Origin of the sequence: Oribacterium sp. WCC10, assembly GCF_900113415.1 — a bacterium.
GTDB lineage: Bacteria > Bacillota > Clostridia > Lachnospirales > Lachnospiraceae > Oribacterium.
In genome coordinates, this window is record NZ_FOPH01000020.1 from 19,295 (window position 1) to 44,738 (window position 25,444).

Below are 25,444 nucleotides of genomic sequence, written 5' to 3' on the forward strand. Positions count from 1 at the left end.
GAAAAGAACTTCCACTGCTTTTTATTTGTCAATAAAGTAAAACTGCGCCACAGCCCTGGCAGGCCATCGCGCAGCGATTTTGTTCAATTTGAATTTAGTGTTCAAAGCCTAAGATATGGGATTTCATTTTGAAACCATACTTTTCGTACAAATGAATCGTTGGATTACCATCAACCACTTTCACTTCTATATGCTTAACATTATTCCGGGCAAACATAAGCATTGCCCAGTCCATGAGTTCTTTACCAAATCCTTTACCTCTATATTCTTCCTTTACCACCAAATAATCGAGTTTACCGCTTTCTCCATTAATATTAACTTTGCAGAAACCAATAATCTGGTTTTCAATTTCAGTGACTGCTATATAAGAATCTTTACTGCTTAATGCAGCCTCAAAAGATTTCAGAGTCTTTTCGTATGGATTCAATGGGTAGTAACCTTTAAAATTCACAGATGTTGTATTGTGATATTCTGATAACTCACGAATACAATCGTACAGCTTGCTTACCTCATTCTGTGTTATTTCTCTCATGCCCCTTCACCTATAGTTTTGTCAAAACCATACATTCTTCTGAATCTCTAAATCCTATTCTTTCATAAAGTGGTCTTCCCGATGCAGTTGCATCAAGACTTATTTCAGTGACACCTTTTTCCCATGTTTTCTCTATTAACAACTCAACCATCTTTTGAGCAACCTGTTTGATGGCATCATCTTTTTTTGTTACTTTTTTCTGTCCACCAAATGTTCGGGATGCATCTAAGTATCCAAAATATAATGCTTGAACATACGCCTCAATATTAGTTTATTCCGTAAGCGTTTTATCCAAAAAATCCTTTTCTTTATTAATCGTTTTCTTGCATCGTTCGACATCCTTTTCATTAATGACTTTACTCATATACTTCAACTCCTTTTCTCTTTAAAATAGTTTGTTTATGACGAATAAAACTCTTTCCCTGTTTAAGACTCGTGCAGTTTGTAATCAACATCTTCTTTAATTATTTCAAGCATTATTGCAGCAAATCCCGGATCAAACTGCGTTCCTGAGCCTTTTTCAATTTCATTCCTTACTACGTCCTGAGGAATGATGCCCCTGTAGCTTCTATTGCTTGTCATGGCATCATACGCATCTGCAACCGCAATGATTCTTGCCTCTTCAGGTATATCCTCTCCCGATAAGCCGTCAGGATATCCTCTGCCGTCGAAGCGTTCATGATGCCACCTGGCTCCGATTGAAAGTTTGGGCATTTCCTTAATATTCTGAAGAATCCTTGCGCCTCTTCCCGGATGTGTTTTTATCTTCTCATATTCCTCATCCGTTAGTTTTCCCGGTTTATTTATGACGGCGTTAGGCACTCCTATCTTACCAACATCATGAAGAAGACCCATCATATAGATTTCTTCCTGCCTTTCGGATGAATAACCGGCTCTTTTTGCTATTTCTCTGGAATACTCCGCAACTCTGCTGGAATGTCCCTTTGTATATGCATCTTTGGCATCGATGGCTTCTGCAAGAGTCTGTACGATATGAAGGGACAGGGCTTCTATCTCTTTAGTCTTACTTTCAACTTCGGCATGCAGATCCCGCTGGAGTCTGATAAGTTCCAAAAGATGTCTCACCCGAAGCGTCAGAACCTCAGCTACAAAAGGCTTTCGGATGAAATCCATAGCCCCCATGGACAGCCCTGTAGTCTCAGAAAGACAATCGTCATTGGCGGTAAAGAAAATAACCGGTGTCTCTTTCTTTGAGTTCTCTTTTTCCCATATCCGAAGAAGTTTCATGGTCTCAAAACCGTCGAGATCAGGCATTTTTATATCCAAAAGAAGCATATCGATGGTATTCTTCGAAACGTAATCCAGTAAAAGCCGGCCGCTTTTAAGACATGTAACCTTAAAACCGGCTTCCGAAAGAACTGTTTTGGCGTTCCTCAATATGATCGCATCATCATCTACAATCACTACGCGTTCTTCCATTCAGTATCCTTTCTTTGAAACATTATTTATCCCATAAACTACCGTATGCACCTATCGCCTCATCCACAGTCATGATACCGTTTGCAACCTTATAGGCAGCTGCACGAAACTCTTTGTTTACAGCATCATTAAGACCGGTCTCCTGATAACTGAAAGCCTTATCTTCAGGAAATCCTTCAAGAGAAGAATACACTTCATCTAAAGAAAAATCATTGGTGGGAGTAATAAGACGCTTTATGGCTGCCATATTTCCCAGTTCTTTTTCTCTCATAAGGAATCTGATGAATTCATTGGTCATATCCAGATTGCTGCTGTTTTTATTTACACTGAAGAACAGGTTTACCGCATCCAGAAAATATCCTCCATCATCCCCCAGAGGAACCACATAGAATTTATATTTAAATGGACTATTCATAAACTTTTCCGATTTACTCTCACGTTTCATGGTACCCGAAACCATATCGCCGCTTCCCAGCATCATGGGAACATCTCCTTCGAAAAAGCGCATGATGACAGCATTATAATCATCTTCTATCTCCTCTGAACAACGATCGGGATTCAGATAACCGGAGTCCACAAAAGTCTTTAATCTAAGAAGAGCAGGGCGCATCATTTCTCCGGCGGACTTTTCCATAGCATTAAGCTGAACCACCGATTCCGGATTTCGGATTACATTATTACAAAACATCGGAAAAGCGAAAGCATAGTACATGCCTGCAACCGTAGTACCATTTGCTCCCATAACAGGTGTTTCATATCCTGCCGCCTTAAGCTTATCACAAACATCCACCAGCTCACTGTAATTGTTCGGAACCTTAAGACCGTTCTTCTCAAAAATATCCATATTCACAAGCATTCCGTATGATCTTGTGAAAATCGGAAGCATGATTACATCTCCGTTATCCAGAGTCCACCGGGCTCCTTTACGAATGCAGTTCATATCTATCTTCAAGGCAGGATCCGAGAGAATCTCGGCATTATCCAAAATCGGATTCATTTCATCGTCATCCAGCATCCATGATGCCGTAACAAAAATATCCGGTGCTTCATCACTCCGCAGGGCCTTTGCTATAGTATTTTCATAATCATCCAGAAAAACATAATTCAGACTTACATTTGGATAGTATTCATAGAAACGTTCAAATTCACTCTCAAGGGATTCAAAATTGGAATAACTCCCCGCAACCTTAATGGAACATGTTGTTTCAGTTGACAATCCGGGCTTAAATTCCGTACTGTTCTCCTCCTTTTGTCCGCAGGCGGAAAAGCCCAATACCATTGCAAAAGCAGCTATCGATATCAATATCCCCGAAATCGGTCCCTTTGTTTTGACCATCATGTTGCCTCCTCATATATAACTCTTTGTTTATACCAGATACAATCAATCTGATAACAATTCCGGTATCAGATCGTAATCAAAATAGTCCACCGCCTTTTTGAGGGCATTAAACCTTTCAGCCTCATCTCCGGGAAATCTGTATCCTTCAAGAGATTCCACGATATTTCCCACACTGTCATAATCAAATGAGGCACAAAACTCTCTGATATCGGTGTAGGCCTTTTTCATATCCTCCTCTGATATTACAGGCCGTTCATCCTCAACCTCATTTTTTATATCATTTAAAGGCTCAAGTTCCTTAACAAGTTTCCTGTATTGATCAAGAAGTTCTCCTATCTCCTTTTCAAGAGTGTCCGTATCACCGGCTTCTCCTGCTTTTTCAAGTCTTGCGGCAAAATCTCCGAGTTTTGCTGCTCCGATCAGGCGTGAAGTACTCTTAAGTGCATGTATTTTAACGGTAGTGTTCTTTATATCTCCCGCAGCCCAGTATTTCTCGATGTCATCTGTATTCTTTGGCGCAGCGTCAACATACATCTCCAAAGTACCCAAATATGCTTCGCGGTTTCCACAATGTTTCAAACCCGTATCAACATCAAGTGTCTCTATACCGAAAATGAAATCCGGGATATTGTTATCCTCCTCCCCGTCATCTTTTGATGCAGGAGCAATCTTTTCCTTCGGAATATACTTTAACAGTATAGCCTCAAGTCTGAAGGGATCAACCGGCTTGGTAATGTAATCATCAAAGCCTGCATTAATATACATTTCCCGCATACCTGAGATGGCATTGGCTGTAAAACATACCACAGGCGTCCCGGTATTCGGTGTATCCGTGATTTCTTTCATTTCCTTCAGAGTGTCAATACCGTCCTTATCAGGCATCATATGATCCAGGAATATAACATCATAATGTCTGACCCTGTAAAGTACTATAGCCTCATCTCCGCTGATTGCTGTATCTATCTGAACTTTTGTTCGCTTAAGAAGATTTTCGAAAACAGAAAGATTGACCTGGGTATCATCAACCACCAAAAGCCTCGCTTCAGGTGCCGTAAATGTCTCCTGATATTTTTTTCTTTCCGAAACATGCTTTCTGAAGGTTTCCTCGTAATCACCTATTGGAGTCCAATCCTTTACTCCCTGCACAAGCTTAAAGGAGAAAACAGACCCCTTTCCGTATTCGCTTTCCACCTCTATATGGCTGCCCATCATGTTTAGAAAGCTCTGTGCAATGCTCATTCCGAGACCGGTTCCTTCTATATTTCTGTTTTTGTTTTCTTCGATACGCTCAAAAGCCATAAACAGGCGCTTCATGTCCTCAGGCTTAATGCCTATACCCGTATCTCTTACACTTATTATGAGCTTTATGAAATCGGAATCTTCTTCTGTTTTTTCAAATCCCGCCCTGAAGGTGATGGATCCCTCTTTTGTATATTTAACAGCATTTGAAAGAATATTGGTAATAACCTGTTTTATACGGATTTCGTCTCCGTTTAGTACCATGGGGATATCTCTGTCCACATCAAGATTTAATACAAGACCCTTATCCTCTGCCTTGCTTTGTACCATGTTCACAAGGTCATTAAGCATTGAAACAAAACTGTAATCGACATTGATGATATCCATTTTTCCGGCTTCTATCTTTGAAAAATCAAGTATTTCATTGATAAGTCCCAACAAGGTTTTTCCGGCAGTCCGGATACTTTCGGAATATACGATAATTTCCTTTTCGTGGCTGTCCCGCAGCACCATTTCATTAAGTCCCAGAATAGCATTCATAGGTGTACGGATATCATGAGACATAGTCGACAGGAAATGGGATTTTGCCTCATTAGCCTGGTTGGCCGCCTCCGCTGCCTCTGACAGCTTCCTGTTGTAAATCATGAGTATCAGGTAATTGAATACAAGCAATATCAGTAAACCAAGTGTTACCATCCCCAGTAACAGCCAGTCAACAACGGTACTCGCTGTAAGCTCCCGTGAAGGTATGTATGCCAAAAGAAACCATGTATTAAGTGATTTCAAAGGTATATGAGAAATTATACATTCCTCTCCTTTTGAATTGAACATCTTCATGGTTCCCAATTCCGATGTTACTTCGTCTACCATCTTCTTATATCCGATGCTGTCCGCATGGTTATAGGACTTATAATACTCGTAGAAATTGGAATTTTTCAGAGATTTGCCGTGAACCAGATAGTCACCATCACTGTTAATGAGGGAAATCTCCACGCTTTCATACTCACCGTTAAAAAAGACAAGCTTATCTTTAAGGGTGCTTACCGGCTCAACCCTCATCAAAAGAGCCTTTTTTAATTCTCCTGTGGTTTCATCCAGAACAGACACAAAATTCATGAAAGCAATTGACTGTATCCCATTCTGTGGATTCGTATATGCCCTTGTCAGACTTACAACACCGTCTTCGGTACTTATGTTGTTAAGATTTTCAAACAGATTGATATTACGATATGAAACCGAATAATCATCGGTATCTGTCAATCCCCGGTGAGTTGATATGCCGTTTTTTAAAGGATCATCAGGATATATCAGATGACCGTATATATCGGGCGATATCTTGGCTTTTCTTATGAAAGAAATTGCTTCCTCTGCAGTCATGGGTGATCCGGCTTCTGCGGATCGATTGATATAATTTGACCATATATCGCAAAGATGCTGCTCATCCAAAAGATAGTTAGTGACTATCTGTTCTGCGGAGACTGTCATTTTCTCGAAAGCTTCAATAGCACTCTTGTTGCTTTCGTTCATTTTTGTATTGGTATATTGAATTATAAAGAAGAGTATCAACGCCATTATCACAATGTTGATGGCAATGACCTGCGTTTTTTTCATTCCTTCACCTCATCGTCCACCTTGGGAACAGTGTATTTGTCCTTCTCATTATCATAGTCCATAACTACCACATGGATACACTGACAATACACCGTGTCTATATTGATATTCGACGGATTATAGTGTTTTATTAAATCATTTGAACAACTTATAAAGAAACCTGGTTTTGTCGATAGAGTATAGGGTGGTTTGTGAAAACTTCCTGTGCTTTGTGAAAAAAAGCGTTGAATTTCTTAAGTGCTTTTCTATGATTCAGATGAAATTTTTTATGGGACCATATCCCGGAAAGGAGTTGCATTATGAGAAAGCGGATTTTAAGTGTAATTGTTGTCTCAATGCTTACATCCGCCGCCATCATGAGTGGCTGTGGTACTATGGAGGTACCGGATGTAACTATCACGGTTCAGGAAACAGCTATGAATTCAGCAGATCAGGATACTGCATCAGAAACTGAAGATACAGACGAGGGAACTTCAAAGCTTACCCTGGAGAAGCTGTCTGAAGCCAACAGTCTTGATAAAATCTTTTCAAATCATAAGAACTGGGCATCCGAAGTGAAAGTTTCAGAGGATAATTCAAACATGGCTGTTAAGGCATATGGACTCTATGGTTTTAAAGTTTATTCTGAAAACGGAGTAACCTGTTTTGAATCGGATTTTCTTGATGAAGATGGCGTATCTCACAACCTTCAGAGTTCGATATTTAATGGTGAAACAGATTATTACCTTGACCATGAAGATGATAAGTTAATGACAGTTGGCTGGTACGTTATGTCTGATGATGAGAAAAAAGACGTCCTTATATCTAAGTATGCTCATCCAGACTGCTTTGTTCCTTTCGTTTATATTGAAGAAGCCGGTGAAACTATTGATTCTATTCAGGATAACGATGATGGAACACTGACTCTTATCACCTTATCTCCCGTCGAAAAAAGCTTCTGAAGTCATTAATCTGCCTGCGGAATTGAAGGGTGGCGACGCCAGATATACTTATACCATTGATAAGGACACACTTGAAGTAACAGACATTGTAATTGAGATCGTGGTCGGTGATGATACTTATGATTTTATGACAGAAAAGATATTCTATGATGTTGAACCGCCTGAAGTTTACGATAACATGTGTGAACTTGTTAACAGTTTCAATAATGATCCTCCAAAAAATCCTAAAACCTTAACTGTAATTTATGATCCTGATACAGATGATGAAGAGTCTTTCAGAATCACAGTGGATAGTGATTACCGTATCTCTACAACCATCCGTGAAGGCTACAGTTTTTACAAAGATCCTAAAGGTAATGTACCGTTTGAAGGCAGTGACGGAAAAAGTGATGTCACTATGTTTGCCATAAAAGACTGAGACTTGAATATGAATTACTCTTAAATATAAGCTTTAAGTTTTTCCTTTTGACTAATATTGATTTTCACATAAACCGTGATACAACATAACGTATTAATTATTTCAAAATCAATTGGCCTTTCAGATACGATCTCATATTTAACCTCTTCAGACCATGATATACTGTAGTTCTGACAAAAGGGACAGCGAAGATTACAGCCGTAACTCCCCACGGACAAAATAAGACTTCCCGGCATGAATCTTCTCAGAGGTTTCTTCTCAATCGGATCCAGCGCAACAGAAGTAAGCATTCCATAATTATCCGCAATCATTTCAAGCAAAGTCTCAGCAAGATGTTTTGTCCTTGATTCACCACGTACACATGCATTTACGAATAAAACCATCCTGCACTCTTTTTATTTAAGTGCTCCGCCGCAATTCGGGCAGAAATTGCTTCCGCTGTTTGGAGTTCCGCAATACGGACAGAACCTGGGAGTACGTGTGCCCAAAACCTGTTGAGCTGATTCAAGGAGAGCTTTACGTTTCTGTTCATCCTCCCGGATCATTTTCTGTGCTTCTTCCTCGGCGCGTTTACGCTCTTCAGGTGTCATTCTGGCTAATGTTTCCTGAGCCTGTCTTTGTGCTTCTTCAAGTTTTTTCGCAAGCTGTTCCGGTGTAAGAGCCTTTGCAGCATTTAACTTCGCCATCGCTTCTTCATAATTAAAGTTTTCTTCCATTTCCATCCTCCTCATATATAATTCCCTATTTTTCGCACTGTATTTCTGTCACACAGATGCAGACTCTAACAGTCTGTTTTATATTCCATATCAAGCAACATTTATTCATCAAATCCGATATACAGGCTTTCTTCAGAACCTGTATGGAAATGTACTATTTCTGTTGATCCGTCGTCTTTGACCAGAGTAGCAGTCAGGATATCATCACTGTAAAAACCGCCATCGTAGGAAAGAGACTCGATCCAGCCATCACGGCAGAAGAATCCATTTGTATTTACTATGCGTTCTTCTATTCCTGCGTTCCTGTCGGCCTCATAATTTGTGGTAAGAAGTTCGCGTCCATTTATTCTCACACTTAACACATCGTCATCAAAATACAATACAACGTCAGCAAGTCGTCCTTCGCCGACATAATCATCTCCTGTAAGAGACTGTGTCCAGTAATACGGCTCCTCCCTTGCAGCTCCATCATTGTTTGATGAGCTGCTTTCTTTTCCGGGTATGGACTTCGAGGCATTTTTCTTCCAGATTTCCGCACGCTTAACAGCTGATGCAGGAGCATTGACACTGCACCCCTCAGGGAAGCTTGGATTTTTCTCATCCTGTCCGTAGTAATCGGCTACAGCTCCGGTAAACTCAGCAGACTTAAGTCCGGAGCAATTAACGAAGGCATTCGGTCCGATACTGCTTATGCCGCTTCCGAAGGTAACCCCGGTAATGCCGGTACATCCGGTAAATGCGTATTTCCCAACATAATTAAGACCATCCGGGAATACCAGTTCTCCCGTAAGCCCCTCACATGAAGAAAATGCGCCATCCTTGATATGTGTAAGTGTTTCAGGGAATCCGGCTATGGAAGTAAATCCCTTGCAGCTCATAAATGCTGAATTACCGATTGAGATAAGTCCAGAAGGAAGCTTTAAGGAACCGGTAAATGCTGTAGCTCCAAAAGCATGGTCGCCGATGACAAGCAGCGAATCAGGCAGTTCAAGTTCCCCTGTAAGACTCTTACATCCACGGAATGTATCGGAGCAGATATATTTGATGCCTGCCGGAAGCTTCAAAGATGTGATACTCTCGTCGCCTTCAAATGCATTGTTCTCCATCAGCTTCAGGCTGTCCGGAAGCACCACAGCTCCGGTAAGCCTTCTGCAATAGGATAAGCCGCCGTTTCCGATATGTTCGAGTCCCCTGGGCAGAGTTAATGTTCCGTCAAAGCCGCAGCCTAAGAAAGCATGGTAATCGATATCCTTAACACTGTCCGGGATCACAAGATCACCACTGAAGTTCTCACAACCGTTAAAGCAGGCATACTCAATCTTTTCAATCGAGGACGGCAGCTTCAATTTTCCGTCAAAACCGCATTGGCTGAAAGCCCAGTCTCCCATAGAAGTCACGGAATCGGGAATGATAAGATCACCTTTTATTTTCCCGGCACTTATAAACGCGCATCTTCCGATGGTTTCGAGGCCTTCAGGCAGTTCCAGAGTACCTTCCGCATTTTCAAAGTCCGAGAATGCTTCCGGTCCGATCTCCTTCAAAGACTTCGACAGTCTTATACCGGTAAAGCCCTTGCAGCGTGTGAATGCATAGCCTCCCACTTTCTCCACCGAATCCGGGATCGTAAGCACGCCGGTCAGCTCTTCACAGCCGTAAAACGCGAAATCTCCTATGGTTTTCAGGGTATCAGGCAGCACAAGTTTACCCTTCAGATTATGGTTTGAATAAAAGGCATTATTCGCAATGGAGGTAATACCCTCGCCGATGATCAGATTATTGATCTTAAAATCCGACCACATGAATTTCTCCGCCACCATTTCTCCGGTGCCCGAAACAGTGAGAGTCTTCGTTGATTTATCGTAAGTCCAGGTTATATTCTCACCGCAGGTACCTGTAATACCTTTGGTTTTTTCACCACCTTCGTCATTCGATCCGCATCCCAATATTCCAAACATGATCACAATCCCCAGCATAATAACCAATAATCGTTTCATCAGTCATCGTTCCTTTCTTTTTCAAGAAACATCATTAAAATTCACTTTGATATCATTCTCCGGGCCTTCAGAAACTGTACATAATCAACAATACAAATTCATTATATCACCTGAAGATAACTTTAATGGCAAAAATAAAGACAAACGACAGCATTAAACATAACCATTTATTAACACATTTGCACAACGTAGTAAAATAAAACAAATTTTTATTGTTCATAAAGGAGATGTTATGTTTGTTGGTGATCCCATCATTCCTTCCTACAATGCTGCCAAGGGTGGCGTAAATATCCTTACTAAGTCTTCCGCACTGGCTCTTGCCAAGGATGGAATCCGTGTAAATACTGTCAACCCGGGATACATCATCACAGGCATGGTTAATGAGGATACAATGGGTAAGGAAGGCATTGATTACCTGATTTCCCTTCATCCACTCGGACGTCTCGGTACATCTGAAGAAATCGCACATGGTGTTATCTTCCTTATCGAGAACGAGTTCGTTACAGGATTTAACCTTCTTATCGACGGTGGTTACACTGCTCAGTAAAAACGGTAACTTATAAAAACCCCCGGCTCGATGATGATATGCTACCCTAAGGCAGTACACCATCATCGAGCCGGGGTACTTTTTGTATATGGAAGACTTCCATATGTCATAATCCGCTCATCGTAATCTATAGAATATTCCCCTTCTTTATATTCTTCTGCAATATTTTATCGGTTACTTCTTCATAAAGCTTTACTGAACCAAGCTTTGTTTTTCTCTGCCGACCATAAACCTTATCAGCTGTAGCCTTATGTTCTCTCCAATCTCCGCCATCATTACTTTCATTTAGTAGCAGAGGCTGCAGATTATCCATGGCATGAGCAAATCGTGACTCCGGTGTTTCATAGGCTTCAAACTCGTCAAATAATGAAATAAGTTCCTTTTTCTGGTCTTCGGGCAGAATAGAAAATATTCGTTCCTTAGCCTTATCTTCCCTCTCCTTCTGAGTCTTGAGACCTTCTTCATCATAAGCGTAGGTATCACCTGCATCTATTTCCACAACATCGTGGATAAGGCACATAATCATGGTCTTTGCTATGTCAATAGGTTCATTGGAGTACTCTTTCAGCAGATATGCCATGAGAGCCATATGCCAGGCATGTTCTGCATCATTTTCTTTTCGACCATTTCCTGACAGGCTGGTCTGCCGGAAAATATTCTTTTCCTTATCGATTTCCAAAGTAAAATCAAGCTGTTTTTTTAAACGTTCATCCATCGATTTATCCCCCTTTTATATGTTCCAATGATATAGTCATCAAATGTTTTTATCAATGATAGTGTATTCAAAGCATTTCTGTCCATGACATTTCTGTAGCCCTGTCTAAAGTATATATCCGCCAATAAATCAATCATTTTGTCTAACGTGAAAGGGAAACCAGCGCGAATACCAATAACCAGCCTGCTATAATGATACCTAAAACCAGCTTAACGCCCACATCCGGTCTCAGGTCATAGAATTCCATTTTTCCAAAACCGATCAAAGACAAAAGGGCTCCGATTATGATAAGGATCAACGGAAGCATTATTGCACACAAAAGAAGAAGGATAGCTCCTGCAAAAAATGCATCCAATCGCAAAAAATCACTGATCATTGAGCTATTCAAAAATCCCATTAGCAAAAAGATGCCTACTAATAAAAAGAGAATTCCTGCAAAACGGAACTGACGTCCTTCTTCCCAGTCCAAGAGTCTGTGATTCCATATCCCCGGACGATATTCAAAACCGTGATCCTTCAGATAATGTTCAATGATAGAAAGAAGCTTGTCTTCATCAAATCCGATATTAGCCCAATCCTTATGATCGACTCTTTTTCTCCAGCGCAAATTCTTCGGTGCAGAGAGCGAAAAAACAGTTCTGGTCTCCGTGGACATGGGGGCTTATAAGTATCCCTATAAAGCCAGGTCTCTCCACCACAAAACGTTTTGTCTCTGCCAAGTACATATGTCACAGAAAAAGAACCGTTTCCTCTGCTGTCAGATCCTTCCGGGATTTGCTGCAGCTTCCAACCGGCAACAATTCTGTTTTTTCAAATAGTTACAATAAAGGGATATTAGCTCTTACATCAGCTTCAGCCGGAACAGGTAATTTCCTTGATGATGAGAATTTTGAAGAACTGGAGATTTTTGACCAGGTCCCAAAAAAAGCTTCCTTCGGTGTATATCTCGATGGTGACAGCATGGAACCGGGATTTAAAAATGAACAGCTTATATGGATAGAGCAGACAGACACTCTCGAGTCCGGTGATCTGGGACTGTTCTTCCTTGACGGACTTACCTATTTTAAAAAATTTGTCAAAAAGAAGTCCGGAATATTCCTGGTATCCTTAAACCCAAAGTATAAACCTATACCTGTCAGTGAATACTTGAAAGAAATCATATGTACACCATGGGAGATATAGCAGAACGCTCCCAGTGGGATGAAGAATGGTTCTACAAAAACTTCGGCATCGATGCCGAGATCCTCATCGATCATGCCTGGGGGATAGAGCCTGTCACCATGTATGACATAAAGCACTATAAAAGCGACAGTCATTCTCTGTCCAACGGGCAGGTTCTTCCACGTCCGTATAAATACGACGAGGCCTGTGTTGTCCTTATGGAAATGATAGATATACTGTGCTGCGACATGTACAAAAAGAACCTTGTCTCTTCGAAATTCACCTGGTGGATCAGCTACGACTACAAGAGTCTGGAATATTTCCCCTATTATGACGGAAGGCTCTCTGTTGACTGGTACGGAAGACTTCATCCAGCTCACTCCAACGGCACTGTAAACTTTAGAACCGCTACCAATGTCTCAAAACTTGTCACGGAACTCATTATGCAGGATGTCAGAAAAAAGAGTGACCACAGGATACTGTTCCGAAGGCTGGGTGTATGCGCATGTGATGTAAAAAATGATGGAGGGATGTACCAGATGGATCTTTTCACGGATTATGAAGTCTTGAACAAAGAGCGGCAGATTCATGCAGCACTTCTCGATGTCAGAACAAAATACGGATCTAACGCCATGCTGAAAGGCATGAACCTTTTAGACGGAGCTACCACAATAGAACGAAATAACCAGATCGGAGGTCATAAAGCATAAGTTCCTCCGGTCTGTTAAGAAACCGGAGGAACCACCATGAATAACGATATTGATGTCTCTTTATCTCGATCCTTTTTCAGATATCAGAGTGTCTATGATAAGGGAAAACCTATACATAACCCTACTGACAGTTTTTCCATTAAACACCCTTCCATGGATCTTGGAAAACGGGCAAAGATCTTCAACCCATTTGATGCCCTAAGAGGATTTAGCGGAGAACTGTTTAAAACCGAAATGGATATCATGAATGATTTTTCCGATAATGGATATGAACCCATAGAAGAATTCCCATAACTACTATATTCCGGAAAAATCCCTCACTCTACTTCCATACTTTTTATCCGTTTATTCGTATAGTAAAGTTTAATTACTCACCTGAAAAAGATTTTATCATATCTTCATTTTCTTTAATGCACTCACCATATGCCTGGCAAATTGTCTGTTTCCCTTTTCCGTCAGATGAATTCCGTCAGAGAACAGATCGATATCCCATTTCCCGGCATCAACAAACCTTGCTTTATATTTCTCGGCAACGTCGCTGTAAAGGGCACCTAACTTTACGTTTTCTTCCTGATAAGAGTTCATGGGATGTCCTGCGGGAAATCCCATCTTAGGAGGAGAAATGACTATACATAGGCACTCTTCATGGATGGCTTTAACAGCCTGGAGAAGCAATTCCATATAGTTTGAGATTTTTAAAGAGTCATGTGATGACTGATTCAACAGATCATTTGTGCCAAGCATTACCGCAAAATAATCAAGCCTATCAAATCTTCCTAAAACCTTTTGGAAACGTTTAAACTCTTCCTCATATCCGGGCAGGCATCTGCCATTTTGGCCATCCTCTAGGATTTGTATGGATTCTTTTAAACTCTTCTGCAATATCGTTGGCCAGCGACTCTCTTCCGGCAGCCGTCCATCTTCATAGCAAGAGGCCAATGGATTATAACCGTATGTATTGGAATCACCATACAAATACAGGATTTTCATATTTTTCATGATCATATCATCCTCAATCCTGTCATCTCAAACAAATTCTTTAATTGTTTTCTCTCCAACATCAAGAATCTTATCATCCAGTACAGCAAAGATTATATTAATATCATAATCCGGATTATCCTTAATAAAGTCATTGCAGGCCTTTGTAAGTTTATCTGAGCCTGCTTCCCGGAAAATTGCTCCGCATACTCCGCCGCCTTCCCACAGACCTTCGTTGGCTGCATTTACAATAGCATCAGTATCAAGTTTTGTTATACTGGTTTTCTTAATCTTGATAGAACTCATAAATACTCCATTTTAAAAAGGTTCTACAAATGAGTTGTCACAAAAGAAGCATCCTCAATACCGGAGTCATATTTCTGAAACAGAGTTAACTCTTTTTGCATCGACTATATTGCCTCCGGATACAGATGGAGCAAGTTTCTCCGCAGTCTTTCCTATACCACTTCCACCGGATGTTGCAAATATATGAATGTTCTTACCGGACCAGTCATATCCCTTACAGAAAGTGTGAACTACTCTTGGCGCCTGTCCGTACCAGATAGGAAATCCGATATACACGGTATCATACTTGTCAAATCCATCGATCTTTCTGCTGACAGGAACTTCTTTGTTACCTAATTGTTCACGATTGCATCTGGCCAATGGATTCACCCATCTTATATCTGCTTTTGAATAAGCTTCTGAAGGAACTATCTCAAAAATATCTGCTTCGATCTTTTCTGCCAATTCCTTTGCCACTTTTGCTGTTGTGCCCTCTGCGCTAAAATATGTAACTAATGTCTTCATATATACCTCTCTCAGCATCATTTCCCATCAACTGTACATGCCATTCCTGTTTCTCCCGGATGAATAACATCCATACCTCGTTCCGTAAAATAACTTTCCCAATCAAGAGACAGTTTGCCGTCATCCGTGATGAGCAAAGGAATACCTATATATCCTTTTTCCTTAGCTGCAATTCCTGATTAAACAATATCAACATATTCATTTCTTTTTAACTTTCGGCATAGGTAATTCCGGATACATGACATCAATCAATCTATGAAGAAACTCCTTGTTTTCAACATTTACTATAACTCCATAATCAAGGCAGAGTCAAATATGCGTAATTTGAGCTTTAAACCATGCATATTTCTGTCCTAAAACACTCACTTCATGATTTGCATGGTCTACATACGTTCCCCATTCCATTTTTCATTTCAAACTTAAGTTCTATTCGGTTAATAACCCACTGCCTCTTTCATACAGATAATTTGAGCCAAAACCATATGTGCCATCTTCCAACTCAGTAAGTTCAGGTACATTTACCGGAAGTTTACCCTTTGGTTTATTGTAACCGAAAATAGTTTCGATAGCGGCGATGATGTTTGCATTAATGGCACCTTTACTAACTCCATCAGAAGTTTTATCTGTAGGATCTATATTTAGTCCCGAACCCATATACGAAAGAACTATACCATCGGCATCACTATAGACCGCTGCATCATAAGGAAGATTTTCACTCAGAAGGATAAATTTACCTCCATTATCATGAACGTCCTTCAGTGCAGTATGAAGCGCTATGTATTGTGGATTCTCCTTGTCATAAAAAGCGCTGCCTGATGCATATGAAAATGCAATAACTATATCAGCACTTGATATTTTATTTTTCATATCATCTGTATAATTAAGTTTTACATCTGCAGAAGAATCATAATAATACTCAACACTTATATTACTATCTTCAGAAATAAGACCTTCTTTCTTCATTTCATCAATAGCATAATTAATTGTGTATGAATCGTTCTTTTGTCTTCCAAGGAAAACAATATCCTTTTTATCTTGTGCTAAAGGAATAAGATCTTCATCATTCTTCAACAAAGTTATTGCTTTTCTGGCAATTTCCATCTCATCCTCATGATGAGCTTTAGAGCCTACTTCTTCAATATGATTTTCAGAATTGGTTTTGCCTTCACTCTCATTTATGCTTCCGCCGTCAATATCAAAAATATGATATTTATTTTTCATTACCAATATACGTCTTACACTCTCATCAATTCTCTTTGAGCTGATTTCTCCGGACTTAACCAATTCAGATATTCCATTTATATAGTCATCATAATAGGCAGCAGCATCTTCATTATTAAGGTCTGTCGGTATCAAAAGAATGTCTACACCGGCATTAATGACTTCTCTGGCTACATTGATACCGTATTCCACAGTACCTTCCTCGCCTTTTACAAGTCCCGCAGTTCTTATTGCTTTCATTTCCAATGCATCTGTAACAACTACTCCATTAAAGCCCAGATCGTCACGCAAAATGTCAGTGATCATCTTCCTGGACATAGTGGCCGGATAATATCCTTTTGTAACTCCATCGCCAAACGTTACTTCATCATCAATCAATGGATAGGTAATATGTGCAGTCATTATCATATCCGCACCATTATTTATTGCTTCTTTAAAAGGAACCAATTCAACTTCTTTTATTTCGTCATATGTCTTTTCAACTGAAGGAGTCCCTATATGACTGTCAGTCTCAGTATCACCATGCCCGGGATAATGTTTATATGTCGCAATTATATTTTTTTCCTTCAATCCATCTGCAAATGACTTACCGAGTTTTGCAACTACCTCCGGATCATCTGAAAATGATCTTGTTCCAATGACAGGATTAGAAGGATTATTGTTTACATCGATATCCGGTGCATAATCTGTATTAAAACCTAGCGCTGCTAATTCTTCTCCTATTATCTCTCCTGTTTTTAAGGCATTGCCTTCGGCATCCGTTGTTGCGCCTATTGCCATATTTCCTGTCATTCTGGTTCCGGATGTGAGTCTTACGACAATCCCACCCTCTTCATCCAAAGGCATAATATAAGGGATATGAACCGAAACGTTGTCTGACTGTTTATTATTATCCTGAAGATCCTTCACAAGATTATATACCTGTTCATTATCTATGATATTAGAACCAAAAAGAATGACACCACAATACTGATGCTTTTGCAAAGCGTCTCTTAGTTCCGGATTGTCATCTATATCTGTGACGTTTTCACCATCCCAGGTTCTTATGGCCGGTATAATCATCTGAGAAATTTTTTCATCCATTGTCATGTTTGAAATAATTCCATCCATTTCAGAACCTTCTTTTTTTGAATCTTCTTTTTTTGAACATCCACTTAAACATAGAGCACTTATCAAACTGCCCGTTATGATTATTAGTGATAATATCTTACGATTAATATGATTCTTTTTCATTCCCATTCCTCCACCAACGCCTACCGTTTATTCTGAAATTACATTTATTTTCTTTTTTATGCATCTTCAGAATCAAACTCATAAAAAATATATATCTTTTATTTTACCGCAAATAATGCGTTTTATCACAATAAAAAACACTCGCCCAGGCTCACAGGGATATCTTCGGTGAGAGCACATTACCAATCATAAGAAAGATAAGCACCTATGCGGAGATAAACAGGTACATGGGTGAAGATATCGGTTCACTGTTCCTGAAAAACGACTTCAGGGCAGGATCAGCCACAAAATCATTCCTGCAGGATATCTGCATGATCGCAGATGAGAGCACTGATGAATCCGGTCTCCATGTCAAAGGCTACTTTCTCGCCGCATATGCCAGAAGCCATAAATGTATTTATGGTAATTTCGCATCCACCACATTCGAATACCTTAGGGATTCACAGTTCAACACTTTCAAACCTGAGTTCGTGGCATTCGAGCTGCTTGAACGCGACGTATTCTCCTGTCTTGCCACAATGCTGTTACAGATGGCCTTCGGAGACAGATATACGAGACTAGATCCCAGGGAGAAAACCCGTGTAATAACGACTATGGACCTAAGCCCTAAAGAAATAGAAAATCTCGTGACTGTCATAGATAAGGGAAGGAATATAGCAAGCAGACCGTCAATCAAGGTTCCTATAAGTTTAATAAATGTAGAAAATGCTATTCTTCAAGGATCGTCCCTGTATCTTCAAAGCCAAATCTTGTTAAATTTTGGGATTTTGAAAAGAATGCTCAATGGATATAAACCGCATCTCTGCCTATTCTAATGAATCGGCATATTGGAAATGCAAATGTGGCTATGAATGGACGAACCAAATCCAATGTATGGTCGGAAAAAAATGGGCATGCCCTGTTTGTGGTGGAGATTACAATGCTACTATTGTTGACAAAAAGAATGGATACTCCTGCCCTTATTGCAATGACAGAAAACTACTTAAAGGATTCAATTCGTTTGGTGAAAGGCATTCGGAATTATTATCAGAATTATATGAGACTGGAAACATTGTCCTGGGAAGATCTCCTTTCGAAATGCTTAGTAACTCAACTATTAAGCTAGCCTGCCTTCTTAGCTTTTTCTCTATATTATTGCAAACGATAGTGACATAATTTGTCACTCTAAAACATTTTTTCTGTATCTACTTAGCTTCTATTACCATAAATTCATCAATTGCATTTAGCACCTGTTCAGACAGCCCCATATCCCCAAATAGCCACTGTTCATGCTGCATTTCAAATTCCCTGATATCCGGATCATGAAAATATCTCTTGTATCGCATCAGGTATTTCTTTCCAATTTTTCTTGCATATATAAAATGCGCTTTAGTGCCCTCTACATTTATATCTTCATCAAGCCATGTTAACAGATCTGAGTAATACTCGTTTCTAATGGATTCAGGTCTGAATTTAGAAAAACACTCCATGAACTTCTCAGCGCTTTTTTCATCCATTTCGAGAAAGCGCATAAGCATCTTTTTAAGCAGTTTTCTTCTGTATTTTTTCTTTGCAGTTCCTGTAAGTATAGGAACGAAAAGCATGGTCTGAAGCTTTGCCTGGACAATGCCACACTGATCCAAGTCAGGACTTCCAAAAATGGCATGGTCGATGTGGATGTTCTTTCTCATCATGAGTTGACCAACAAAACTTGAGCCCAGGGATGAGCCAAGGGCACCATAAACCCGACCATTATGATGATCCATTACATACTCTTCTATTTTTCCGGTTATCGTCAACATATCATTAAATATCGTATCATTCCCGTCAAAACCATCGTAGTTTACGCATATTAGATGATATTTTTCTGAAAGTGCCGGTATCACTATTTCAAAATTAGTCTGCCAATCACAGCAAGTGCCCGGTAACAGCATTAATGTCTTTCCTGACATATTGCCAATTTCTGTAAATTGCATGTCTCTGATTATTCCTCGTAAGATGATTATGCAGTTAGCTTTATCTAACTATCTAGTCTAGCACTATATCACAGCAATGTTAATAAAAAAGCGGTTAAAATTCGAATGTACCGAATCTTAACCGCGTAAGTTTATATAAAGATGATAGAGTGAATATTATCTGATCATCGGTTTTCAGAGGGTTACCGGCAGATTTGGGGGCTGCCGGCTTTGAGTAGTATGAAAAAAACTTCTATTGGGTATCAGATGTTCCTCATCTGATGAATTTATAATATCACCCTATACTGAAAAGAAACTGAAACATGATATTTTTTCTGTTCCTAAACAAAAGATAGCTCCATCTGCCCGTTAACCCATGATTTTTGTGCTACATCATGTATTTTGTCTCCTTCAGAATAATGCCCGATAAGAAACGGCGACTTTGGATCATGAAGCCTGCTTTGTGAGAGTACTATTTCCGGTTCTGCATTGGCATAACAGTACTTACAGAGATGCTTACAGGTATTATAGGCTCCTATGTCACATGTAAGATAACAGGAACATTCTGCCCTTGCACCTTTTTTCTTAGGAGCATCAAGCCTCTTTCCTATTGCTTTCTCATAATCACTTATCCTCATGCATCCTCCACAGTCGGCACCATACTCCGAAAGCTCATCACCTTCAGCACAGGGTTTTACTGTCATTCCATGAAGGGACGCAATCGTTATCATTTCTTTTCCAAGTCTTAATCGCTGATCTTTATTCACTTCCCTTGCTTCAGGGAAATTCCTTCTTACTTTAGGAAAAAGATCAATGAAACTTATGACAACGGTCTCTGTATATCCATCAAGAGCAGATGCAATCTGCTTAAATGCATGTAAATGGTACTCTTCTGTATACCTGTCAGATATAAAAATCGGGTCATACCTCCATCCCATGGAATTCTTTCCAACCATTTGAGAAAGCTGCTTAAAATCTTCTATCAGCTTATGTTTGTCAGGCACATTAGGTTCTATATCTCTCCCATAGGGAGTTATCGTCACAAACCAGTACTGACCATAAGCTTTTAGAAGATCCATGTACTTGAACATGGGTGAAGGATTCTTTGTACAAAACCCGATTACATCAACAACATCAGGTGAAAGACGGTAACGGCTGACCTGTTCAGGATTATAGGGATTACGAACACATACAAAACCTTCTTTAAGCCTGTTGGAAAACCATTCTGAATAGAATGCAGGTATGTCCGTCCTTTGTCCTGTGTTTATTATCATCCGAAATCACCGCCTCACAAGATGAGTTTACTGTATCCTTAGCACCTTGCCTTAGTATACCACCGCATCATCTGCTGTGTATCCTTCAATAGAACCTGCTTTAACCTGGATACATGCGTAGCTTAACTCTGAATCATCAGCTGCAAAAAACTGTCTCTTTCCTTCAGGTGAAATCTTAACTACATCACCTTTAGCGATTTCAATATCTTCTCCATCTATCGAAGCCTTGCCCTTTCCGGAAAGGATGATATAAATCTCTTCATTCTTTTTATGTGAGTGTACAAAAGGAACACTTGCTCCGGCAGGAAGATGATTGATGCTTACTTCTGCTCCTGTCAGTCCAAGAGCATCATGAAGCTCTGTTCTCGGGTCCTCAGTTACATTTACTTTTTTGAAATTTGACATATTGTTTTTTCCTCCATTTGTTTGCTATTTGTTTTTGTTTGCTGTATCATCATTTTATTCTCAAGAATTATTTAAACAAGTACGAACATTTATAATACATAGTTACATTTTTGATACTATTGTGCATTTTCAAGGAGAAAATTTTTATGAAAAGTATTTATGGTCAATGTCCTTATGCAACAACCCAGAGAGTTCTTCAGGGAAAATGGGCTATAGTTATCCTGTTTCAGCTAAGTACAGGAACAAAACGTTTTAACGAGCTTGAACGTAACATTCCGGAAGTCACAAGAACGATGCTCACAAGACAGCTAAGACAATTAGAGGATGATAAGCTTATCGTCAGGAAAGTATACGCTGAAGTTCCGCCAAGGGTGGAATACAGCCTTAGTGAAATGGGCGAAAAATTCAGGAAGGTATTGGACCAGATTGAGTTATTCGGATTTGAATATATTGAAGAATTAAGGAAATGCAATGCTTAATGGAGATTCTCATCGAGTGAATGGTGATTTAGAACTTACACTTAAAGACCTTGCCTTTGATCATGATGATATTATGATGGATGCGTTAAAGAAAGCCTGACAGACAGAAAGGGACGGACTTAGCACAAAACATGTACCTACTAAACCCGCCCCTTTAATTAGGATTATATTAGGTTTTAAAGCGCAGCATCAATCTCCTTTGCCGCAAGAACTCCCGAACCTACAGCAAGTCCAACTGAGGAACCCGGGTTATCATAATAAGGAACTGTGTACATACTTCCTGTATCTACTCCCGCAACATATAATCCCTTTATAGGTTCGTTGTTTTCATCAAGGGCACGAAGTGATGCATCTACCTTTACACCACCATTAGTTCCCCACGCAGATGGAACATACTCGAAACAATAGAAAGGTCCGTTCTTAACAGGAGTAAGGAATGTTTTCGATTTATAAAACTCATCATCAACTCCGGATTCACAGTAGCCATTATATTTCTCTACGGTATCAACAAGCCTTGGAAGATTGAACTTCTCTGCAATCTCTTCAATACTGTCTGCTTTAACAGCCCATCCCTCTTCAATAGCATCAATCGCAGATTGAGGAATGACATTCTCATAATTTACCAGGGTTCCATCAATATCTATAAAAAGTACTTTTGGGCATATTGTTTTCTCCTTTTGGTATCTAAAATCTGTTAGTTCATTTTGCTATCACTTTATACGTATATATCAGCAAATCGGTTGAAAGAGTCCCAGCATCTCACAGGCATTATATATTCCATCTTTATCTACATCATCGGTAACATAATCCGCCAGTTCCTTAAGCTCCGGAATAGCATTACCCATAGCAACTTTTGTCCAATCATCCGTAAACATGGAAATATCATTTCCTGAATCTCCAAACACTACCACGTCTTTATAGTCCGCATGGAAATAATCCATTACCTTCTTTATACCAACAGATTTATACGCCGGCTCAATGAATATATAATTATCGTGAAATCTGTACCGGGGAAGCTTCTTCAATGCCGGCAGTGACTTTTCTTCCTCACTATTGCAGGCAACATACGCTTTATAGATTTTATCATAGTCCTTCGGATCAAGATTCTTTACGATTTTCTGCTTCATATATATGTCCTGCGTAGCATTTTTAAATCTGCCATCAGGCACTAGTCGGGTATCAGAATTATCAACTTGTATTCCCCACGGAAACCCGTTTTCCTGACATTCCTTTACAAGTGCTACAATATTTTCCTTTGGAAGTGGTTTGATCCCCAGAAGTACATTGTGTATAGTTACGCCATATCCCCCATCGCTCACCATATTTTCAAATCCTAATTCCTTCATTACATCGACAGCAAGTGCCTGCGCTCTTCCGGTGGCTATACACAAAAAGTGCCCTGCTTTTCTGAGTTTTTTAAGTGCAAGCTGTGCTGACTCAGGAATATAAAAATTTTCATATCCTCCTGCTGCCAAAGTCCCATCTATATCAAAAAATAAATACCTTTTTCTATTCATGTAGATCACTCCTCTTCTTTAACTTGGGAATTCCTTCTGTAGCATAAGAAATTTCTTATTCTTCGTGTACAGAATAACACATGTACAAACAAGTTTTAATGTTTATTCATGTTTAATTTCATAGTTTTTATGTTATATTTATGTTTAATCAAACACTAATTATATTTTCATCAAGTCGAAACCATCCAGACCTTAGGCCCGGCAAGCAGTTTTAAACCGTATATCCAGCTATTGAGAGGAGAAATCATATGGAACAGACAACTGAACTAAACGGCATTGTACGCCGCGAGAAAATTTACGACATCATAAAAGAAACCACGACCGTTAATGTAAAAGAACTTTCAACTCATTTCGCCGTATCGGATATGACAATAAGACGAGACCTGCACATCATGGAAGAACAAGGTATACTTACCGTTCATTATGGAGGCGCGACCCTCAGGCGTCGGAGTTTGGCTCTCCATTCATTTGATATGCGAAAAGAAGATTTTTATGAAGAAAAAATATCCATTGCGAAACGTGCTGCAGAATTAATCAAAGAAAACGATGTTATTTATCTCGATCCCAGTACCACTGTACTTTTAATGACGCATTTCCTCCCGCCTCTTCATATAACGGTAGTTACAAGTTCCTTGCCTGTTATGGAGGAATGTGCACACAATCCCTACGTAAATCTATTCATTGCTCCCGGAAAATATCATGCCGAATACGGAGGAGCAATGAATACAGAAACCATGATGTATTTATCAGGTTTTCATTTTACGTCTGCATTTCTTGGTACCGGTTTTATAGATACCGTATATGGAGTGACCAGCACGGAGATAGACTGTTCCATAAAACAAGCTGTGATGCGAAATTCCGAAAAAACCATCCTACTGGTTGACCATTCCAAATTCGGGCATCGTGTAATGAAAAAATTCGGAGATATAAGCGATTTTTTTACAATTATCACAGATTCCGGGATAGATCAAAAAGACGAGCGAGCCATACTTCAACAAAATGTAAAGCTCCAAATCTGCGATATGTTTTCAATTTAATAGCGAGATACGTTTTCGGTAGTCTTAGTAGTAACCCATCTTTTTATATACACATTCCCCCCAAAAAATGGCTTTGAAACAAATGATTTCACAGCCATTTTCTCTTATGCAAAAATTATTTATTTTTCATCTGATGAAATTGAGTCATCTGATTCAGAATCATCTGAAATTAACGCTACTTCTTCATATTCTTCTGCAAGGAATGTCTCCCTTTTCATATTCTGGAGCTTATATATGAAAGAACAGTTCTCATGAAGCTCAATGTCTAAAAACTGACACATTCCAACAATCCGGCCGACCGATGAATGTGAGGTCCCGTAATCATCCTCAGCGATTGAAAGAATTTCCTCAGCACTAATGATACGGAATCGTTTTAGCTGGTTATATTCATTCTTGTGGTAAACTTTGTAGAGATTTTTAATGAGCTCAATACAGTATTATTCATCTCCAAGCTTTGCGCCGTTATAGATAAGCCTTAAGATACTGTTTTGTATCGCGTCAATCGGTTTGCTTGTTTGGAATGACTTATGTGATATTAATACATCATGGTTTTTTCTTTTCCGGAAGTCTGTTATAGATCAAAATAGAATTGTGTTACCGCTAAGCCACACATTACCATCATAATATCCAAGTATGATTTCCTGGGAATCATCTCAAAAAAACAACTCACAATTCTTTAATAAAAAATCTGTTCATGGTGCTGTGCACTACTTCTTTGGGGCGGTCTATTTCTCTATATCCCTTCTTTTCATAGATATGTATCGCAGCCTTAAGATTATCATGCGTCTCAAGATATGAAATCTTATATCCTGCGTCTCGCATCCTGTCTTCAATGAAGTCTATAAGCTCGTAACCAATTCCGGATCCTTTCGCTGAATCCTTAAGATATAGTTTCTGCAGCTCGGCAGCATATTTTATTGGTTCAAATCTGTCATAACCAATTCCACCAATAACCTCACCATAATCATCTTCGATAACAAAGTATCTTCGCTTGTCATTTCCATAGTAATCGCTGAGATGATCTAATCCCGCGTCATAATATACTGTTCCGGGAATATCAAGATTAAACTGTTTCAGGTTATTCCTAACCAGCGCTGCGACTGCAGCATTATCTGTTTCTGTCATTTCTCTGATTTTAATCATAGTCATCCTCGAAGTAATAAAATACGAAGCGTTAACCTGTTGATTAGCGC

At 39.5% G+C, this 25,444-nt stretch carries 29 protein-coding genes and 2 pseudogenes; 10 read left to right on the plus strand and 21 right to left on the minus strand.

All coding sequences use genetic code 11. The features are described 5' to 3' along the window. Positions 1 to 94: 94 nt before the first annotated feature. From BM294_RS12860 to BM294_RS12880, 5 genes are all read right to left on the minus strand, one after another. Complete coding sequence (locus BM294_RS12860; RefSeq protein WP_091209048.1) at positions 95 to 532, minus strand: GNAT family N-acetyltransferase; 438 nt, start codon at positions 530 to 532, stop codon at positions 95 to 97. Positions 533 to 542: 10 nt separating this feature from the next. Beyond that, complete coding sequence (locus BM294_RS12865; protein WP_175494680.1) at positions 543 to 683, minus strand: GNAT family protein; 141 nt, start codon at positions 681 to 683, stop codon at positions 543 to 545. Between the two features lie 275 nt (positions 684 to 958). After that, positions 959 to 1,972: an HD domain-containing phosphohydrolase gene (locus BM294_RS12870; RefSeq protein WP_091209051.1), complete on the minus strand. Its 1,014-nt coding sequence runs from the start codon at positions 1,970 to 1,972 to the stop codon at positions 959 to 961. Between the two features lie 22 nt (positions 1,973 to 1,994). Continuing rightward, the gene (locus tag BM294_RS12875) at positions 1,995 to 3,311 is read right to left on the minus strand and encodes an ABC transporter substrate-binding protein (RefSeq protein ID WP_091209054.1); all 1,317 of its coding nucleotides are present in this window, start codon (positions 3,309 to 3,311) and stop codon (positions 1,995 to 1,997) included. Between the two features lie 42 nt (positions 3,312 to 3,353). Then, a complete protein-coding gene (locus BM294_RS12880; RefSeq protein WP_091209056.1) occupies positions 3,354 to 6,161 on the minus strand; it encodes an ATP-binding protein in 2,808 nt (935 codons plus the stop codon). 299 nt (positions 6,162 to 6,460) lie between these two features. Between BM294_RS12880 and BM294_RS12885 the strand changes: the two genes are divergently transcribed. Together BM294_RS12885 and BM294_RS12890 are read left to right on the plus strand one after the other, a co-directional pair. Next, a complete protein-coding gene (locus tag BM294_RS12885) occupies positions 6,461 to 7,102 on the plus strand; it encodes a hypothetical protein (RefSeq protein ID WP_091209059.1) in 642 nt (213 codons plus the stop codon). A gap of 22 nt (positions 7,103 to 7,124) precedes the next feature. After that, complete coding sequence (locus BM294_RS12890) at positions 7,125 to 7,520, plus strand: hypothetical protein (RefSeq protein WP_091209062.1); 396 nt, start codon at positions 7,125 to 7,127, stop codon at positions 7,518 to 7,520. Positions 7,521 to 7,663: 143 nt separating this feature from the next. Here BM294_RS12890 and BM294_RS16860 read toward each other — a convergent pair. The 3 genes and pseudogenes from BM294_RS16860 to BM294_RS12905 form a co-directional block, all read right to left on the minus strand. Further along, positions 7,664 to 7,903: pseudogene (locus tag BM294_RS16860) on the minus strand (radical SAM protein); the annotation flags it as partial. A 12-nt stretch (positions 7,904 to 7,915) separates the two neighbouring features. After that, positions 7,916 to 8,236, minus strand: a complete 321-nt coding sequence (locus BM294_RS12900) for a zinc ribbon domain-containing protein (protein WP_091209065.1) — start codon at positions 8,234 to 8,236, stop codon at positions 7,916 to 7,918. A gap of 101 nt (positions 8,237 to 8,337) precedes the next feature. Further along, positions 8,338 to 10,230, minus strand: a complete 1,893-nt coding sequence (locus BM294_RS12905; protein WP_091209067.1) for a leucine-rich repeat domain-containing protein — start codon at positions 10,228 to 10,230, stop codon at positions 8,338 to 8,340. Between the two features lie 232 nt (positions 10,231 to 10,462). Between BM294_RS12905 and BM294_RS12910 the strand changes: the two genes are divergently transcribed. Further along, positions 10,463 to 10,777: an SDR family NAD(P)-dependent oxidoreductase gene (locus tag BM294_RS12910; RefSeq protein ID WP_091209071.1), complete on the plus strand. Its 315-nt coding sequence runs from the start codon at positions 10,463 to 10,465 to the stop codon at positions 10,775 to 10,777. A gap of 127 nt (positions 10,778 to 10,904) precedes the next feature. On the opposite strand, the gene BM294_RS12915 is transcribed toward BM294_RS12910, so the two are convergent. Beyond that, positions 10,905 to 11,492, minus strand: coding sequence for an HD domain-containing protein (locus tag BM294_RS12915; protein ID WP_036609961.1), 588 nt, complete (start codon positions 11,490 to 11,492; stop codon positions 10,905 to 10,907). A 142-nt stretch (positions 11,493 to 11,634) separates the two neighbouring features. Then, the gene (locus tag BM294_RS12920; protein WP_139225892.1) at positions 11,635 to 12,099 is read right to left on the minus strand and encodes a hypothetical protein; all 465 of its coding nucleotides are present in this window, start codon (positions 12,097 to 12,099) and stop codon (positions 11,635 to 11,637) included. A gap of 8 nt (positions 12,100 to 12,107) precedes the next feature. Between BM294_RS12920 and BM294_RS12925 the strand changes: the two genes are divergently transcribed. Genes BM294_RS12925 through BM294_RS12935 form a run of 3 tightly spaced genes read left to right on the plus strand, consistent with a single transcriptional unit; the run spans position 12,108 to position 13,657 of the window. Further along, positions 12,108 to 12,674: a S24 family peptidase gene (locus tag BM294_RS12925; RefSeq protein WP_139225893.1), complete on the plus strand. Its 567-nt coding sequence runs from the start codon at positions 12,108 to 12,110 to the stop codon at positions 12,672 to 12,674. Then, complete coding sequence (locus tag BM294_RS12930) at positions 12,653 to 13,363, plus strand: DinB/UmuC family translesion DNA polymerase (RefSeq protein WP_091209079.1); 711 nt, start codon at positions 12,653 to 12,655, stop codon at positions 13,361 to 13,363. Before BM294_RS12925 ends, BM294_RS12930 begins: the two co-directional genes overlap by 22 nt. A gap of 36 nt (positions 13,364 to 13,399) precedes the next feature. After that, positions 13,400 to 13,657: a hypothetical protein gene (locus BM294_RS12935; protein ID WP_036609967.1), complete on the plus strand. Its 258-nt coding sequence runs from the start codon at positions 13,400 to 13,402 to the stop codon at positions 13,655 to 13,657. A gap of 96 nt (positions 13,658 to 13,753) precedes the next feature. On the opposite strand, the gene BM294_RS12940 is transcribed toward BM294_RS12935, so the two are convergent. The 4 genes from BM294_RS12940 to BM294_RS12955 form a co-directional block, all read right to left on the minus strand. Next, complete coding sequence (locus tag BM294_RS12940) at positions 13,754 to 14,362, minus strand: GDSL-type esterase/lipase family protein (RefSeq protein WP_175494681.1); 609 nt, start codon at positions 14,360 to 14,362, stop codon at positions 13,754 to 13,756. 27 nt (positions 14,363 to 14,389) lie between these two features. Continuing rightward, the gene (locus tag BM294_RS12945) at positions 14,390 to 14,647 is read right to left on the minus strand and encodes a macro domain-containing protein (protein WP_091209086.1); all 258 of its coding nucleotides are present in this window, start codon (positions 14,645 to 14,647) and stop codon (positions 14,390 to 14,392) included. 66 nt (positions 14,648 to 14,713) lie between these two features. Continuing rightward, positions 14,714 to 15,151: a flavodoxin gene (locus tag BM294_RS12950; RefSeq protein ID WP_091209173.1), complete on the minus strand. Its 438-nt coding sequence runs from the start codon at positions 15,149 to 15,151 to the stop codon at positions 14,714 to 14,716. Between the two features lie 426 nt (positions 15,152 to 15,577). Then, on the minus strand, positions 15,578 to 17,482 hold the full coding sequence (locus tag BM294_RS12955) for a glycoside hydrolase family 3 protein (RefSeq protein ID WP_175494682.1): 1,905 nt from the start codon (positions 17,480 to 17,482) through the stop codon (positions 15,578 to 15,580). Positions 17,483 to 17,832: 350 nt separating this feature from the next. Here BM294_RS12955 and BM294_RS12960 point away from each other — a divergent pair, with 350 nt between their 5' ends. Beyond that, on the plus strand, positions 17,833 to 18,420 hold the full coding sequence (locus BM294_RS12960) for a hypothetical protein (protein WP_091209091.1): 588 nt from the start codon (positions 17,833 to 17,835) through the stop codon (positions 18,418 to 18,420). Beyond that, entirely contained in the window at positions 18,389 to 18,760 is a 372-nt protein-coding gene (locus BM294_RS16865; RefSeq protein WP_442950782.1) for a zinc-ribbon domain-containing protein, read from the plus strand. The genes BM294_RS12960 and BM294_RS16865 overlap by 32 nt, the downstream gene beginning before the upstream one ends. A 29-nt stretch (positions 18,761 to 18,789) precedes the next feature. Here BM294_RS16865 and BM294_RS12970 read toward each other — a convergent pair whose 3' ends face one another. The 3 genes from BM294_RS12970 to BM294_RS12980 all read right to left on the minus strand — a co-directional run bounded on the left by BM294_RS12970 (position 18,790) and on the right by BM294_RS12980 (position 21,218). Beyond that, a complete protein-coding gene (locus tag BM294_RS12970; protein WP_242944535.1) occupies positions 18,790 to 19,536 on the minus strand; it encodes an alpha/beta fold hydrolase in 747 nt (248 codons plus the stop codon). A 344-nt stretch (positions 19,537 to 19,880) separates the two neighbouring features. Continuing rightward, entirely contained in the window at positions 19,881 to 20,813 is a 933-nt protein-coding gene (locus BM294_RS12975; RefSeq protein ID WP_091209097.1) for a DUF1848 domain-containing protein, read from the minus strand. 51 nt (positions 20,814 to 20,864) lie between these two features. Next, positions 20,865 to 21,218, minus strand: a complete 354-nt coding sequence (locus BM294_RS12980) for a cupin domain-containing protein (protein WP_091209100.1) — start codon at positions 21,216 to 21,218, stop codon at positions 20,865 to 20,867. A gap of 146 nt (positions 21,219 to 21,364) precedes the next feature. Between BM294_RS12980 and BM294_RS12985 the strand changes: the two genes are divergently transcribed. Next, a complete protein-coding gene (locus tag BM294_RS12985; protein WP_029201516.1) occupies positions 21,365 to 21,697 on the plus strand; it encodes a winged helix-turn-helix transcriptional regulator in 333 nt (110 codons plus the stop codon). 278 nt (positions 21,698 to 21,975) lie between these two features. Here the strand turns inward: BM294_RS12985 and BM294_RS16870 are convergent. Further along, a pseudogene (locus BM294_RS16870) lies at positions 21,976 to 22,362 on the minus strand (FAD-binding protein); the annotation flags it as partial. Positions 22,363 to 22,425: 63 nt separating this feature from the next. Then, complete coding sequence (locus tag BM294_RS12995; protein WP_091209105.1) at positions 22,426 to 23,214, minus strand: HAD-IIB family hydrolase; 789 nt, start codon at positions 23,212 to 23,214, stop codon at positions 22,426 to 22,428. Between the two features lie 248 nt (positions 23,215 to 23,462). Here BM294_RS12995 and BM294_RS13000 point away from each other — a divergent pair, with 248 nt between their 5' ends. Further along, positions 23,463 to 24,251, plus strand: a complete 789-nt coding sequence (locus tag BM294_RS13000) for a DeoR/GlpR family DNA-binding transcription regulator (RefSeq protein ID WP_091209108.1) — start codon at positions 23,463 to 23,465, stop codon at positions 24,249 to 24,251. A gap of 119 nt (positions 24,252 to 24,370) precedes the next feature. Here BM294_RS13000 and BM294_RS16025 read toward each other — a convergent pair whose 3' ends face one another. After that, the gene (locus tag BM294_RS16025) at positions 24,371 to 24,532 is read right to left on the minus strand and encodes a hypothetical protein (RefSeq protein WP_175494683.1); all 162 of its coding nucleotides are present in this window, start codon (positions 24,530 to 24,532) and stop codon (positions 24,371 to 24,373) included. A 385-nt stretch (positions 24,533 to 24,917) separates the two neighbouring features. Next, positions 24,918 to 25,394, minus strand: a complete 477-nt coding sequence (locus BM294_RS13005; RefSeq protein ID WP_091209111.1) for a GNAT family N-acetyltransferase — start codon at positions 25,392 to 25,394, stop codon at positions 24,918 to 24,920. Positions 25,395 to 25,444: the final 50 nt, after the last annotated feature.

Excerpts from the sequence above, each read along its gene's own strand:
- BM294_RS12935 (WP_036609967.1), top strand. The coding sequence starts at position 13,400 with ATGAATAACGATATTGATGTCTCTTTATCTCGATCCTTTTTCAGATAT.
- BM294_RS12885 (WP_091209059.1), top strand. The coding sequence starts at position 6,461 with ATGAGAAAGCGGATTTTAAGTGTAATTGTTGTCTCAATGCTTACATCC.
- BM294_RS12980 (WP_091209100.1), bottom strand. The coding sequence starts at position 21,218 with ATGTCAAATTTCAAAAAAGTAAATGTAACTGAGGACCCGAGAACAGAG.
- BM294_RS12870 (WP_091209051.1), bottom strand. The coding sequence starts at position 1,972 with ATGGAAGAACGCGTAGTGATTGTAGATGATGATGCGATCATATTGAGG.
- BM294_RS12865 (WP_175494680.1), bottom strand. The coding sequence starts at position 683 with ATGGTTGAGTTGTTAATAGAGAAAACATGGGAAAAAGGTGTCACTGAA.
- BM294_RS12860 (WP_091209048.1), bottom strand. The coding sequence starts at position 532 with ATGAGAGAAATAACACAGAATGAGGTAAGCAAGCTGTACGATTGTATT.
- BM294_RS12975 (WP_091209097.1), bottom strand. The coding sequence starts at position 20,813 with ATGATAATAAACACAGGACAAAGGACGGACATACCTGCATTCTATTCA.
- BM294_RS12880 (WP_091209056.1), bottom strand. The coding sequence starts at position 6,161 with ATGAAAAAAACGCAGGTCATTGCCATCAACATTGTGATAATGGCGTTG.
- BM294_RS12995 (WP_091209105.1), bottom strand. The coding sequence starts at position 23,214 with ATGAATAGAAAAAGGTATTTATTTTTTGATATAGATGGGACTTTGGCA.
- BM294_RS12915 (WP_036609961.1), bottom strand. The coding sequence starts at position 11,492 with ATGGATGAACGTTTAAAAAAACAGCTTGATTTTACTTTGGAAATCGAT.
- BM294_RS12945 (WP_091209086.1), bottom strand. The coding sequence starts at position 14,647 with ATGAGTTCTATCAAGATTAAGAAAACCAGTATAACAAAACTTGATACT.
- BM294_RS12905 (WP_091209067.1), bottom strand. The coding sequence starts at position 10,230 with ATGAAACGATTATTGGTTATTATGCTGGGGATTGTGATCATGTTTGGA.
- BM294_RS13005 (WP_091209111.1), bottom strand. The coding sequence starts at position 25,394 with ATGATTAAAATCAGAGAAATGACAGAAACAGATAATGCTGCAGTCGCA.
- BM294_RS12940 (WP_175494681.1), bottom strand. The coding sequence starts at position 14,362 with ATGAAAAATATGAAAATCCTGTATTTGTATGGTGATTCCAATACATAC.
- BM294_RS16865 (WP_442950782.1), top strand. The coding sequence starts at position 18,389 with ATGGATATAAACCGCATCTCTGCCTATTCTAATGAATCGGCATATTGG.
- BM294_RS12950 (WP_091209173.1), bottom strand. The coding sequence starts at position 15,151 with ATGAAGACATTAGTTACATATTTTAGCGCAGAGGGCACAACAGCAAAA.
- BM294_RS12875 (WP_091209054.1), bottom strand. The coding sequence starts at position 3,311 with ATGATGGTCAAAACAAAGGGACCGATTTCGGGGATATTGATATCGATA.
- BM294_RS12985 (WP_029201516.1), top strand. The coding sequence starts at position 21,365 with ATGAAAAGTATTTATGGTCAATGTCCTTATGCAACAACCCAGAGAGTT.
- BM294_RS12955 (WP_175494682.1), bottom strand. The coding sequence starts at position 17,482 with ATGGATGGAATTATTTCAAACATGACAATGGATGAAAAAATTTCTCAG.
- BM294_RS12910 (WP_091209071.1), top strand. The coding sequence starts at position 10,463 with ATGTTTGTTGGTGATCCCATCATTCCTTCCTACAATGCTGCCAAGGGT.
- BM294_RS16025 (WP_175494683.1), bottom strand. The coding sequence starts at position 24,532 with ATGTGTCAGTTTTTAGACATTGAGCTTCATGAGAACTGTTCTTTCATA.
- BM294_RS12930 (WP_091209079.1), top strand. The coding sequence starts at position 12,653 with ATGTACACCATGGGAGATATAGCAGAACGCTCCCAGTGGGATGAAGAA.
- BM294_RS12970 (WP_242944535.1), bottom strand. The coding sequence starts at position 19,536 with ATGTCAGGAAAGACATTAATGCTGTTACCGGGCACTTGCTGTGATTGG.
- BM294_RS12960 (WP_091209091.1), top strand. The coding sequence starts at position 17,833 with ATGGGTGAAGATATCGGTTCACTGTTCCTGAAAAACGACTTCAGGGCA.
- BM294_RS12900 (WP_091209065.1), bottom strand. The coding sequence starts at position 8,236 with ATGGAAGAAAACTTTAATTATGAAGAAGCGATGGCGAAGTTAAATGCT.
- BM294_RS13000 (WP_091209108.1), top strand. The coding sequence starts at position 23,463 with ATGGAACAGACAACTGAACTAAACGGCATTGTACGCCGCGAGAAAATT.